Consider the following 12,873-nt stretch of genomic DNA (forward strand, 5'->3'; position numbering starts at 1 on the left):
GCGACCGAAAGGCCGGGCTATCGATTGTCCTCGGCCCGCTCGGCTCCTTCGGAGATGGCTTTGCGCAATTTGGCTTCCAGAGATTTCTGCTTGGACGCCGAGTAATACTTCAACCCGAACATGTCCTTTACATAGAACGTATCGACCACCTGTTCGCCGTAGGTCGCGATGACCGCGTTGGCGATATAAACGTTCAATCCCGCCAGCGAACGCGCAAGATCATAGAGCAGGCCGGGGCGGTCACGGGTATCCACTTCGATGATGGTGTAGATATCCGACCCGTCATTATCAAAGGTGATATGCGTCGGCACATTGAACGCCTTTTCCCGTTTCTTGATCTTGTCGCGGGTTTTGAGCGCATCGCGGGCGACAACTTCGCCTTTGAGGGTCTTGTGGATCATCTGGGTCAGGCGGGGCAGGCGCGAGGCCTCGTAAGGCGATCCATCGCCGTCCTGAATCCAGAACGCGCCGGTGACATAGCCATCCTTGGTCGTATAGCTGCGGGCATCGACGACATTGGCTCCGACCAGCGCCAGTGCACCGGCCAGCCGCGAGAAGATGCCGGGATGGTCTTCCATCACGAAACAGGCGCGCGTTGCGTCGCGGTCTTCGTCGGGGTGCATGCGGATCTTGATTTCAGACGTGTCGCCGTTGTCTTCAAGTTCGCGCAGCATTTCAGCAAAATCAACATGCGCAGTGACGTGCAGCCCTTGCCAGTAGGGCGGGTAGTGCCGCCCGGTTTCGACCTTAAGCGCCGATTTGGGCCAGTCGGGAAGCGCGGCCCGCAGGGTTTGCTTGGCCTCGGTACCGCGGTTTTCGCGGTTGAGGTCTTCCATGCCTTCTTCCATGGCGCGCCGCGTCTGACGATAGAGCGCGCGGATCAGCGCCGCTTTCCAGTTGTTCCACGTGTCCGGCCCTACGCCCCGAATGTCACAAACGGTCAGCACGGTCAGAAGGTCCAGACGTTCGACCGATTTCACCGCCTTGGCAAAATCGCGCACCGTACGCGGGTCCGCAATGTCGCGTTTCTGCGCCATATCCGACATCAGCAAATGATACCGCACCAGCCATTCGACGGTTTCGGCTTCGGCCTTTTTCAGACCCAGACGGGGGGCCACTTTGCGCGCAATGTGTGATCCCAGGATCGAGTGATCTTCGGGCCGACCTTTGCCGATGTCATGCAGCATCAACGCGACGTACAGTACCCGCCGGTTCACGCCATCCGCCAGAATGCGTGACGCGATGGGCAGGGGTTCGGTCAGTTCGCCACGTTCGATTTCAGCCAGGTTCTTGATGCACTGGATGGTGTGTTCGTCGACCGTATAGCTGTGATACATATTGAATTGCATCATTGCGACGATGGGCTCGAACTCGGGTATGAAAGCCGCCAGCACGCCCAGTTCATTCATCCGCCGCAGGCCCCGTTCGGGGTTGCCGTGCTTGAGCAGAATGTCGAGGAAGATTTTCTGCGCTTCCTTGCTGTTGCGCATGCCATCGTCGATCAGATCAAGGTTGGCCTGAATGTGGCGCATGGCATCGGGGTGGATCAGCAGACCGGTGCGCAGCCCTTCCTGGAACAGGCGTAGGATATTGGTCTTATCGGTAAAAAACGTGTCGGGATCGGCGATTGCCAGGCGTCCGTTGACGATCGAGAACCCATCGCGGACCCGGGGTTTGCGGCGAAACAGACGTTCCAGCAGCGGTTCGTTGCGCACATGGGTGGCTTCCAGCTTGGTCAGGAAGATCCGCGTCAGATCGCCAACGGCAGTGGCCTCGCGGAAGTACTGCTGCATGAAGATTTCAACGCCCCGCCGCCCGGCCTGATCGCGATATCCCATCCGCTCAGCAACCTCGACCTGAAGGTCGAAGGTCAGCTGTTCGGTCGGGCGACCCGTCGCCAGATGCATGTGCGCGCGCACGGCCCACAGGAAATCTTCGGCTTGAACGAATGTTTCGAATTCTTCGGGGCGGAACACGCCCAAGGGCACCAACTCGGCCGCGTCCTGAACGCCATGAATGTACTTGGCGATCCAGAACAGCGATTGCAGATCGCGCAGACCCCCTTTGCCCTCTTTGACATTGGGCTCGACCATATAACGCTGGCCCTGCTTTTTGTGGCGGTTGTCACGTTCGGCCAGCTTGGCTTCGATAAAGTCGCGCCCGGTATCCGAAAACAATTCGGCGTTCAGGCGTTCGTCGAGTTCCTTGGCCAGCGGCGCGTGACCGTCCAGAAACCGGTGTTCCAGCAACGCAGTGCGGATCGTATAATCCTCGCCACCCATGCGGATGCAGTCTTTGATGGTGCGGCTGGCATGACCAACCTTCAGCTTCAGATCCCACAGGATATAGAGCATCGATTCGATGACGCTCTCGGCCCAGGCGGTGATTTTGTAGGGCGTCAGAAACAGCAGGTCGACATCCGAATACGGCGCCATTTCGCCCCGTCCATAGCCACCAACGGCGATCAGTGCGATCCGCTCGCCGCTGGTCGGGTTGTTCATCGGATGCAGATAGGTTCGGGCGACGTAAAGCGCCATCGTGACAAGCCCGTCGGTCATATAGGTATAGGACCGGGTCAACGGACGCGCGGCAAACGGCTGCTCGGCAAAGGCATCGGCGATGGCTGCGCGGCCCTTGTCCTTAGTTGCCCGCAAAATCCGCACGGTTTCAGCGCGCAAAGCTGCATTGTCCGGAGACGTCGCCGCAAACGCGTCGATTTCAGCCCGGACTGAGTCGGCATCAAAGATGTCGGCGGTCTTGCAGATCAGGGGGCCCGGAACCTCGGGAAAGAGGGCCGGGCCGTGGGCCGGCTCAGAAGCCGGCGCCGGAGAAGCTTGTTGGGGCAGGGTCAATCACAACCACCTGTTTGTTCTGAATTGAGGCGACGGCCAGACCGCGTTCGTTGGTGCCGTCCGGACGCAGGCGGAAGATACCGCTGACACCCTGGAAACCGGCACCCTGCGTAAGGGCCGCACCGGTCAGGGCATCGGATTTTCCGGCCCCCACAAGCGCGCCAATCGCGGCAATACCGTCATAGGCCAAGCCACCAATGGGATGCGGTGCACCACCATAGGTGGCCTGATAGCGGGCGTTGAACTGCTGTGTCTTGGCCGGATCCGGCATCGCGAACCAACCGCCCTGAACGCCTGGCAATGCCAGCGTCTGGCTGGGGATATCCCAACGGGTCAGGCCGATATACTGGGTCACGGTTGGCGAAACGCCAGCCTCGGGCAGCAATTGTGTGAACAGCGGCAGCGCATCCGAAGTGTTCGCGGTCATAAAGATCGCATCCGCGCCCGACTGATCGACGGCGCTCTTGATTTGTGGCACCGCGTTGATCACGCCCTGTTGGGACAGCTCAAACGGGACAGTCGCGGCCAGGTTGGCCTTTGAGTTCCCGACAGCTTTCTGAATGGCGTTCCGGCCAACCTGACCTGCCACATCGTTGCTGTGCACCATCACGATGTTGGACTTGCCCTGTTTGACGGCGAATTTCGTTAGCCGGTTGGCTGTGTTGTCAAAGGTTGGGCCAAGCACAAAGACGTTGCCACCCGCAATCGTTGTGTTGTTCGAAAAGGCCAGAACATTGACGCCTTTCTGGGCGGCCGCGATGCCAGCGGCGTTGGCCGCTTCGGCATAAACTGGCCCCAGAAGGATCAAGGCGCCTTCGTTCACGGCCTGAGCCGCCACCGCAGCAGCCGTGGTCGAACTGCCCGCGGTGTCATATACGCGCAGATCGATTGTCACGTTCTGCAGGTCTGCCATCGCCAACCGTGCGGCGTTTTCAAGGCTTTTCGCCAAAAGGGCGTCCCCGGACTGAGCGGACCCGGCCGGGATCAGCAACGCCACCGGCACGGGGTTCGAGGTGTTTATGGTTGGCCCTCCGCCGCCACCCAGGCTGATGGGTTCGCAAGCGGAGAGGAAAACGGCGGCGGCAAGGCTGGCAAGCAATGTGCTTGCCTTGCGGGCCGGCTTGAAAAGGGCGAACATGTACTCTCTAAAACTCCCTGCTCCGGCATAGCGTGCCGTGTCTCTGTTGCAGCGGGATAATAAACGTCAGAAAGGTCGGGTCCAGCGTTGAATCATCAGATGGTCACTTTGTCCCCGGGACTCTACTTCGTCGGGACCCCGATCGGGACGGCCCGAGACATCACTTTACGTGCGCTGGATGTGTTGGCCTCGGCCGATGTGATTGCGGCTGAAGACACCCGCAGTCTCAGGCGTTTGATGGATATTCACGCCGTTCCGCTGAATGGCCGGCGCGTGCTCAGCTATCACGACCATTCCGGTGCCGGGTCGCGGGCGCGGCTGCTTGAGGCTTTGGCCGAAGGCAAATCGGTCGCCTATGCGTCGGAAGCCGGGATGCCGCTTATTGCCGATCCGGGATTTGATCTCAGCCGGGCTGCGGCTGAGGCAGGGTTTACCGTGACCTCGGCGCCGGGGCCATCAGCGGTTCTGGTGGCCTTGACGCTGGCGGGCCTACCGACGGATTCGTTCTTTTTTGCGGGGTTTCTTCCCAATGCGAAATCGGCACGCCGCACCCGTCTGGAAGAATTGCGCGGCGTGCCCGGCACGCTGGTTTTTTATGAATCCCCCAAACGTATTGGCGCAAGCCTGTCGGATATGGCGGCGGTTCTGGGGGATGACCGGCAGGCGGCCATGTGCCGGGAGTTGACCAAAAAGTTCGAGGAAGTCCGCCGGGATACGCTGGGCGAACTTGCCAGCGCCTTGGCAACCGAAAAGCTGAAAGGTGAGATTGTCGTGCTGGTCGATCGCGGGCGTTCACCATCTGTTAGTGATTCAGACCTAGAATCAGATCTGCGCCAGGCGATGGAAACGCAATCGGTGCGCGATGCCGCAGATTTGGTCGCCCGGATGCACGGGTTGCCGCGCCGTACCGTGTACCAGCTTGCCCTGCAACTCGCCAAAGCGTGAGGTTTGTCGGAAAGGGCGCGGCTTGAACAGAATACTACGTGGGCAAATGGCCCATCTTGCGGGCGAGGCGGCTGAACTGCAAATCGCGCAGGACTATGAGCGGCGCGGATTTGAGATCACAAAACGAAGATGGCGCGGGCTCACGGGTGAAATCGATCTGGTGACACGTCATGACAACGGGCTGGTGTTTGTCGAAGTCAAGAAAAGCCGTGACTTTGCCCAAGCTGCCGAACATCTGAGTGCCCGTCAGATGCAGCGGATCAGCCGTACGGCGGAAGAGTTTCTGGCAACGGAACCAGACGGCATGATGACCAACGTCCGCTTTGATGTCGCGCTGGTCGATGGTGCCGGGCAATATCAAATCATCGAAAACGCCTTTTTCGCGACCTGATCCCATTGATCCCTCTGACGCAGTGGGCCATGTAATTCCCAGCACTGTGCACCGATAGGGGAAAGCTTATGAAAATCGCGTTTCAGATGGATCCGATCGGGACCGTCGACATTAATGCCGACAGCTCATTCCGGTTGGCGGAAGAGGCGCAGGCGCGCGGGCACCACTTGTTCTTCTATGGCCCGGACCAGTTGGCCTATCAGGAAGGGCGGGTCACAGCGCGCGGTCAGGATATGACAGTGCAGCGCGTCGCCGGCACACCGGCGATACTGGGCGAAGAACGCGAGGTCGATCTGTCCGATTTTGACGTGGTCTGGTTGCGCCAGGATCCGCCGTTTGACATGCACTACATCACCTCCACGCATCTTCTGGATCGCCTGAAGGGCCAGACTTTGGTGGTTAACGATCCATTCTGGGTGCGGAATTACCCTGAAAAGCTGCTGGTGCTTGATTTCCCGGACCTGACGCCGCCCACCACCATCGCGCGGGATCTGACAACGATCCGTGCGTTCAAGGAAAAGCATGGCGACATCATTCTGAAACCGCTTTACGGCAATGGCGGGGCCGGAGTGTTCCGTCTGGACGCAAATGATCGCAACCTCAGTTCGTTGCATGAACTGTTCACCGGGTTCAGCCGCGAACCGCTGATCGTTCAGAAATACCTTCCTGCCGTGCGGGACGGCGACAAACGTGTGATTCTGATTGACGGCGAGGCCGTGGGCGCAATCAACCGCGTGCCCGCAGCGGGTGAAACCCGGTCCAATATGCATGTCGGCGGACGACCTGAAAAAATCGGCCTTAGCGAGCGCGATCTTGAGATTTGTGCCGCCATTGGTCCGCTTTTGCGCGAAAAGGGCCAGATTTTTGTCGGGATCGACGTGATCGGACACTACCTGACCGAGATCAACGTGACCTCGCCAACCGGTATTCAGGAGCTTGAGCGGTTTGACGGGGTCAACATTGCCGCCAAAGTCTGGGACGCAATCGAAGCGCGCCTGTCCTAGGCGGCCATCGCCGTGGCTGTGGTCAACCTGAAACTTAGCGCCTCGGCCACATGCGGGCGGCGCACGTCTGGTGATCCTTCAAGGTCGGCGATTGTGCGGGCGACCCGTAACACCCGGTGATAGCCACGCGCAGACAGGCCGAATCGTTCGGCCACACGCACCAGCAATTCCCGGCCTTCTGCATCGGGTGTTGCCATGCTTTCCAAAGCCTTGCCCTCGGCATCGGCATTTTGACGCAAGCCTGTTTCCGGCGAGAACCGATTGATCTGCACGGCCCGCGCAGCGGCGACGCGGGCCGCTACCGTGGCTGAATCGTCGCCCGAAGGCGGTAAGTCGAGATCTGCGAAGGCCACTGGCGGGACTTCGACCCGCAGGTCAAACCGATCCATCAAAGGCCCCGATATCCGCCCCAGATAATCATCCCCACATTGTGGCACCCGGGCGCAGGCGCGGGCCGGGTCGGAGAGGTATCCGCATTTGCAGGGGTTGGCAGCGGCCACCAGCATGAACCGGCAGGGGTATTTCACATGGGCATTGGCGCGGGCCACCATGACCTCGCCGGTTTCAATCGGCTGGCGCAGCGTTTCCAGCACCGTTCGGGGAAATTCAGGAAACTCGTCCATGAACAGCACGCCATTGTGGGCCAGGCTGATCTCGCCGGGTTTCGCGCCGCGCCCACCCCCGACAATGGCGGCCATCGAGGCGGTGTGATGGGGTTCGCGAAACGGCCGGGTTCGGGTGATGCCGCCTTCGTCCAGCAGACCGCTGAGCGAATGGATCATCGAGGTCTCAAGCGCTTCGCCAGCCGTCAGTTGCGGCAAGATTCCGGGAATGCGGGCGGCGAGCATGGATTTGCCGGACCCCGGCGTACCCACCATCATCAGGTGGTGCCGCCCGGCAGCCGCGATTTCGAGCGCCCGTTTGGCGCGTTCCTGTCCCTTGACCTCGCGCAGGTCGCGGGTCAGCGGATCAGCGCAAACCTCGCCGGGTTGCGCAGGCGCAATCGGGGATTGGCCCGTGAAATGGCGCACAACATCCGTCAGGGACTGGGCACCGATCACTTGCGTTGCGCCGACCCATGCAGCCTCGGCGCCTGACGCGGCGGGGCACAGCAGGGTGCGGTGTTCTTCAGCGGCGGTCATGGCAGCGGGCAACGCGCCCAGCACCGGAACTAGCGTGCCGTCCAGCGACAATTCCCCCAGCGCGACAGTGGATTCGGCAGTGTCTTGTGGCACGATCTCAAGCGCTGCGAGCAGGGCAAGGGCCACCGGCAAGTCAAAATGGCTGCCTTCTTTTGGCAGATCGGCGGGGGACAGGTTGATGGTGATCCGCTTGGACGGCAGCGCGATGGCCATGGACGTCAAAGCACTGCGCACCCGGTCGCGCGCTTCGGACACGGCTTTGTCGGGCAAGCCGACGATGGCAAAGGCAGGCAGGCCCGGGGTCACGGCGCATTGCACCTCGACCAGCCGGGCCTCGACCCCCTGAAACGCGACTGTATAGGCGCGAGACACCATGCTTGCTCTCCATTGCCAACTGGTTAACGGCTAACGGACAGGTGGTTTCGGAATGGTTAACGCGTGCGGGATGTCAGCCACGTGCTGCGCGTATTTGGCAAAGAGATGAAAGGGTTCAGGCGGGCACGGGCCAATCGGTTGCGGCCAGATCCTGAGCGTAGGGCTCGGGGTCGTAGCGGGTTTTCAGCCCTTCGGCGCGCCAGGCCCGGACCGCCGGATCGGACAGCAGATCAAGGCAATAGGCGCGCGACGCAGCGCTGACGGGCAAATCAAATCCGACGATCCGGGCGGCGACGGGCGTATAGAATACATCCGCAAGCGAGTAAGTGCCAAACAGTGGGCCAGACTGCGCACCCGATATGGCGCGGGCATGGTCCCACAGGGTTTCGATACGTGCGAGATCTGTTTTCACAGCGTCCGAGGGGGCAAACCCCTGATACACGCGCAACAACTGCATCGGGCAATCGCCGCGCAATGCGAAAAAGCCCGACACCATTTCCGCGCACAGCCAGCGGGCCGTGGCGCGTTGGGCGGGGTCGGCGGGCCACAGGCCGGCCTGCGGATGTCGTTCAGCCAGGGTTTCGCCAATGGTCAGGCTTTCGCCGACAACCAGGCCTTCGGGGGTGCGCAATGTGGGCACAAGCCGGGCGGGGGTAAGCGGGGCAAGATCGTCAGCCATCGTGCCGCTATAAAGACCCACCATGTGAGCCCGATAAGGCAGGCCGAACTTTTCAAGCATCAGCCAGCCGCGCAAAGACCAGCTCGAAAAAGTCTGGTCGCCGAGATAAATATCATAAGTCATGGAGGCAGGTTAAATGCGCTTCAATCTGCAGGTAAAGTGACGATTTGTGCGTGTATGCGTCACGGATTGTGATTGATCAGCCCAACGTCCCAGCCGTCGGGGAGTCGGGTGATCCGGGTGACGGACAGGTTGTCGATCTTGTGCCCGAATGCCTCGGTCGATTCCAGATCCAGCGCGCGCTGGATCTGCGTTACGATGACACCGAAATGGACGACGATCACCAGATCCTGATCCGGGTGCGCTGCGATCAGCGTATCGATAGCTGCGTCTACCCGGGCGCGCACTTGGTGCCAGCTTTCGCCATCCGGCGGACGTACGTCGCCAGGATTGGTCCAATAGGCATGGATGCGGTCGGGATCTTCGGCCTCGATCTCGCGGAAATTGCGCATTTCCCAGGCCCCGAAGTTGATCTCGCGTAGTTGGGCATCATGCGGTAGGCGGCGTCGGGCGCCTTGTATAGCATCCGCCGTATGAACCGACCGCGTCAGGTCAGATGAGATCAGCACGGCGTCTGCCGGCAGATGGTCATCCAGCCGGGCAATCGCCGCGTGGTCGCTGAGATCAGCAGGCAGATCGGTCCACCCGACCATGGCTTTGGCATGGGTGGGGCCGTGACGGACAAGGTGCAGACGGGTCATGGAAGGGTGCCTTTCAGAACTAGGGGCAGGCCAGCAGCGACAAAAACGGCAAGGTCGGCGCGCGCCGCCATGGCGATGTTGAGTCGCCCTTGCGCTTCGCGGAACCTGCGCGCCATGGCGTTGTCAGGGACAATGCCCATGCCGACCTCATTTGAGACGATGACCAGTTCGGCGGGGCACGCGTTGATTGCACAGATAAGCTGGGTTTGCGCGGTGTCCAGATCGGTGTCGGCCAGCAATTGGTTCGTTAGCCACATCGTGGCGCAATCGATCAGGCAAATCCCGTCTGCCGACAAGCGCGACAACGGATCAGCCAGGTTCATCGGTTCTTCCAGCAGGGCCCAGTCGCTGGATCGCCGGGCTTTATGAAGCTCAACCTTGGATTGCATTTCGCCATCAAGCACTTGTGAAGTGGCAAGGTAGGTCTTTGGTTTTCCTGAGCTTTCAACGAATTTCTCGGCGAATTCGGACTTGCCTGACGCAGCTCCGCCGAAAATGAATGTGACTCTGGCGAGCAACTTTTTTACCCTTCGATTGAACCAACGTCCCCGGTCCTGCGTATCTATCAAGGACAACCAAGGCAAGAAGGTGTGCAGACACCGGTCAATCGGGGGAAATTCAATGCCACTAGACACTTCTTACGATACGACAATGTCCCGGCAGGCCATGAAGGCTGAACTTCTGGATGCAGAGACGGAACTGAAGCTGGCTTATGCCTGGCGCGACCAGCGGGACGAGGCTTCGCTGCATCGTCTGATCACTGCGTACATGCGGCTTGCAATATCGATGGCAGCCAAGTTCCGACGTTACGGCGCACCGATGAACGATCTGATCCAGGAGGCCGGTCTGGGCCTGATGAAAGCGGCAGACAAGTTTGACCCTGATCGGGGTGTGCGGTTTTCGACCTATGCGGTCTGGTGGATCAAAGCCAGCATTCAGGACTATGTGATGCGCAACTGGTCAATGGTGCGGACCGGATCGACATCGTCGCAAAAATCGCTCTTCTTCAATATGCGTCGGGTTCAGGCGCAGTTCGAACGTGAGGCCCAGGCGCAGGGCGAGACTCTGGATAGACATCAGTTGAACCAGATGATCGCAACCGAGATCGGCGTGCCGATGCGCGATGTCGAGATGATGGAGGGCCGGCTGGCGGGCTCTGATTTTTCACTGAACGCGGTTCAGACCGCTGACGAAGATGGGCGCGAATGGATCGACGTGCTGGAAGACGACAGTGCGCAAGGCGCCGAGATTGTCGAGGACAGTCATGATCGTGAACAGCTGCGCGACTGGCTGCTGGCGGCGATGAAAAGCCTCAGTGACCGCGAACGGTTGATTATCCGTGAACGCAAGCTGCGCGAAAGCCCACGGACGCTGGAAAGTCTGGGACAGGAACTGAGCCTGTCCAAGGAACGCGTGCGCCAGCTTGAGGCGGCAGCGTTTCAGAAGATGCGGAAGAGCCTTGAAGCTCAGTCGCGCGAGGTGCAACACTTCCTCGCATGAAACTTGCTTTGATTCTGAAAAGTGCCCTGTTGGCATTGCTGGCCGTCCCTTCAGGGGCGGCTTCTTTGACTGATGACCTTGTCAACCGGATGCGTCAGGCGGATGTCATCCTTTTAGGAGAGATCCACGATAATCCGGACCACCATATGCTGCAGGCTGAGATTATCGAAACGCTGCAGCCCAGCGCCATTGTATGGGAAATGCTGACCGATGAGACAGCCGCCCGCATAAATGCAGGTGCCTTGGATAATCCTGCGAACTTTGAGGCCGTGATCGAATGGGCCAAGGCGCACTGGCCCAATTTCGACCTTTATCGCCCGGTGCTGGTGGCCGCCGAAGACCTGCAACAGTATGGCGGGCTTGTGCCTCGGGCCGCAGCGAGCAAGGCGATGGAGCTTGGCATCGGGCCCGCCTTTGGCGCGGGGTCGGGTGAATATGGTTTAGGGATAAGGTTGGATCCAGCGCAGCAATCAGTGCGTGAAGCGCATCAACAAGAGGCGCATTGTAATGCGATGCCGCCTGAACTGCTGCCCAAAATGGTCGACGTTCAACGACTGCGTGATGCAACGCTGGCCAAAGCCACGATCAGAGCCTTTGACGATACGGGCGGACCAATTGTCGTGGTCACCGGAAACGGTCACGCGCGCAAGGACTGGGGCGTGTCAGTCTATCTCAAGCGGGTACAGCCGGCTCTGCGCGTGTTTTCACTGGGCCAGTCCGAAGACGGATCCGTGCGCGGTATCTTTGACGCGGTGGTAGATAGCCCGGCGGTCGAGCGGCCTGATCCCTGCGCGGCGTTCGAAAAGCAGGAGTCCGAATAGGCTCTGGCAGATCCTGCGTGGCACGCCTATGGTCGGATCGGTTTCAAAGGGGCGGCACAGATGCTGGCAGGAAAACGCATTTTGCTGATCATTGGCGGTGGCATTGCCGCCTATAAGTCGTTGGAGCTGATCCGACGACTGCAGGACAAGGGCGCGACGGTCACCCCGGTTCTGACGCGAGCGGGCGAACAATTTGTCACGCCGTTATCGGTTTCGGCGCTGGCCGGGTGCAAGGTGTTCCGCGATTTGTTCGATCTGACGGATGAGGCCGAAATGGGCCACATCGAGCTGTCACGCAGTGCCGATCTGATCGTCGTGGCCCCGGCCACGGCAGACCTGATGGCGAAAATGGCAAACGGTCTTGCCAATGATCTGGCATCGACCCTGCTGTTGGCGACGGATACGGATGTCTTGGCCGCGCCCGCGATGAACGTGCGGATGTGGGAACACCCCGCAACCCAGCGCAACCTGAACCGGTTGAAATCTGACGGCATCCGGTTCATCGGCCCGAATGAGGGCGGCATGGCTTGCGGTGAATTTGGCGCTGGTCGAATGTCGGAGCCGGCTGAGATTGTCGCTGCGGTCGAAACCGCGCTGTCGGGGGGGGCGCTGGCCGGAAAACGCGTTCTTGTGACGTCGGGGCCAACGCATGAGCCCATCGATCCGGTCCGCTATATCGCGAACCGATCATCCGGCGCGCAAGGGGCGGCCATGGCCGCCGCACTGCGGGATCTGGGGGCGCATGTTGTGTTTGTGACCGGACCTGCAGACGTACCTCCACCCGCGGGTGTCGAGGTGAAGACCGTTGAGACCGCTCAGCAAATGCTGGCTGCGGTGCAAAGCAGTCTGCCGGTGGACGCCGGCGTGTTCGCGGCGGCCGTTGCCGACTGGCGTATGGCCAGCGCGTCGGACAAGAAGCTGAAGAAAAGCCGGGATGGCCTGCCAGTCCTGGAGTTCGCCGAAAACCCCGACATTCTGAAAACCGTGTCGCAGATGACCGAAGGCCGTCCGGCCCTGGTGGTCGGATTTGCCGCGGAAACCGATGATGTCGTGGCCCATGCGATGGCCAAACGCATCCGTAAGGGCTGTGACTGGATCGTCGCCAATGACGTAAGCCCGGCAACCGGGATCATGGGCGGGTCGGAAAACGCAGTTGTCCTGATCTCGGACGCTGGCGCCGAGGACTGGCCCCGTCTGGGCAAGGACGAGGTCGCAAGGCGGCTGGCCGCACGCATGGCCGAGGCCTTGGGTGGGCGTGGCTAACG

The 12,873-nt window shown here is 60.4% G+C and carries 12 protein-coding genes; 6 read left to right on the forward strand and 6 right to left on the reverse strand.

Annotation, left to right across the window (positions count from 1 at the left end; translation table 11 throughout):
• Positions 1-17: 17 nt before the first annotated feature.
• Both FOY56_RS11365 and FOY56_RS11370 read right to left on the reverse strand, forming a co-directional pair.
• A complete protein-coding gene (locus FOY56_RS11365; RefSeq protein ID WP_146345955.1) occupies positions 18-2,852 on the reverse strand; it encodes a [protein-PII] uridylyltransferase in 2,835 nt (944 codons plus the stop codon).
• Positions 2,812-3,990 carry a penicillin-binding protein activator gene (locus FOY56_RS11370; RefSeq protein ID WP_146345956.1) on the reverse strand — a complete coding sequence of 393 codons (1,179 nt, stop codon included), beginning with the start codon at positions 3,988-3,990 and terminating at the stop codon, positions 2,812-2,814. Before FOY56_RS11370 ends, FOY56_RS11365 begins: the two co-directional genes overlap by 41 nt.
• 87 nt (positions 3,991-4,077) lie before the next feature.
• Here FOY56_RS11370 and rsmI point away from each other — a divergent pair, with 87 nt between their 5' ends.
• The 3 genes from rsmI (at position 4,078) to gshB (ending at position 6,330) form a co-directional block, all read left to right on the forward strand.
• On the forward strand, positions 4,078-4,935 hold the full coding sequence (gene rsmI / locus FOY56_RS11375) for a 16S rRNA (cytidine(1402)-2'-O)-methyltransferase (protein ID WP_146345957.1): 858 nt from the start codon (positions 4,078-4,080) through the stop codon (positions 4,933-4,935).
• Between the two features lie 46 nt (positions 4,936-4,981).
• Positions 4,982-5,326, forward strand: coding sequence for a YraN family protein (locus tag FOY56_RS11380; RefSeq protein WP_246139465.1), 345 nt, complete (start codon positions 4,982-4,984; stop codon positions 5,324-5,326).
• A gap of 68 nt (positions 5,327-5,394) precedes the next feature.
• Positions 5,395-6,330, forward strand: a complete 936-nt coding sequence (gene gshB, locus FOY56_RS11385; protein WP_146345959.1) for a glutathione synthase — start codon at positions 5,395-5,397, stop codon at positions 6,328-6,330.
• Here the strand turns inward: gshB and FOY56_RS11390 are convergent.
• The 4 genes from FOY56_RS11390 to cobU all read right to left on the reverse strand — a co-directional run bounded on the left by FOY56_RS11390 (position 6,327) and on the right by cobU (position 9,805).
• Positions 6,327-7,847, reverse strand: coding sequence for a YifB family Mg chelatase-like AAA ATPase (locus FOY56_RS11390; RefSeq protein ID WP_146345960.1), 1,521 nt, complete (start codon positions 7,845-7,847; stop codon positions 6,327-6,329). The two genes, gshB and FOY56_RS11390, sit on opposite strands and share 4 nt — an antisense overlap.
• Before the next feature lie 115 nt (positions 7,848-7,962).
• Positions 7,963-8,649: a glutathione S-transferase gene (locus tag FOY56_RS11395; protein WP_146345961.1), complete on the reverse strand. Its 687-nt coding sequence runs from the start codon at positions 8,647-8,649 to the stop codon at positions 7,963-7,965.
• A gap of 59 nt (positions 8,650-8,708) precedes the next feature.
• Positions 8,709-9,287, reverse strand: a complete 579-nt coding sequence (locus tag FOY56_RS11400) for a histidine phosphatase family protein (protein ID WP_146345962.1) — start codon at positions 9,285-9,287, stop codon at positions 8,709-8,711.
• Complete coding sequence (gene cobU, locus FOY56_RS11405) at positions 9,284-9,805, reverse strand: bifunctional adenosylcobinamide kinase/adenosylcobinamide-phosphate guanylyltransferase (protein WP_146345963.1); 522 nt, start codon at positions 9,803-9,805, stop codon at positions 9,284-9,286. The genes FOY56_RS11400 and cobU overlap by 4 nt, the downstream gene beginning before the upstream one ends.
• A gap of 103 nt (positions 9,806-9,908) precedes the next feature.
• Here cobU and FOY56_RS11410 point away from each other — a divergent pair, with 103 nt between their 5' ends.
• From FOY56_RS11410 to coaBC, 3 genes are all read left to right on the forward strand, one after another.
• Positions 9,909-10,787 carry an RNA polymerase factor sigma-32 gene (locus FOY56_RS11410; protein ID WP_146345964.1) on the forward strand — a complete coding sequence of 293 codons (879 nt, stop codon included), beginning with the start codon at positions 9,909-9,911 and terminating at the stop codon, positions 10,785-10,787.
• 65 nt (positions 10,788-10,852) lie between these two features.
• The gene (locus FOY56_RS11415; protein WP_246139466.1) at positions 10,853-11,608 is read left to right on the forward strand and encodes a ChaN family lipoprotein; all 756 of its coding nucleotides are present in this window, start codon (positions 10,853-10,855) and stop codon (positions 11,606-11,608) included.
• Positions 11,609-11,668: 60 nt separating this feature from the next.
• Positions 11,669-12,871: a bifunctional phosphopantothenoylcysteine decarboxylase/phosphopantothenate--cysteine ligase CoaBC gene (gene coaBC, locus FOY56_RS11420; protein WP_146345966.1), complete on the forward strand. Its 1,203-nt coding sequence runs from the start codon at positions 11,669-11,671 to the stop codon at positions 12,869-12,871.
• Positions 12,872-12,873 lie beyond the last annotated feature (2 nt).

The sequence above is a fragment of the Falsiphaeobacter marinintestinus genome, from assembly GCF_007923355.1.
In the GTDB taxonomy this organism is placed as follows: Bacteria; Pseudomonadota; Alphaproteobacteria; order Rhodobacterales; family Rhodobacteraceae; genus Phaeobacter_A; species Phaeobacter_A marinintestinus.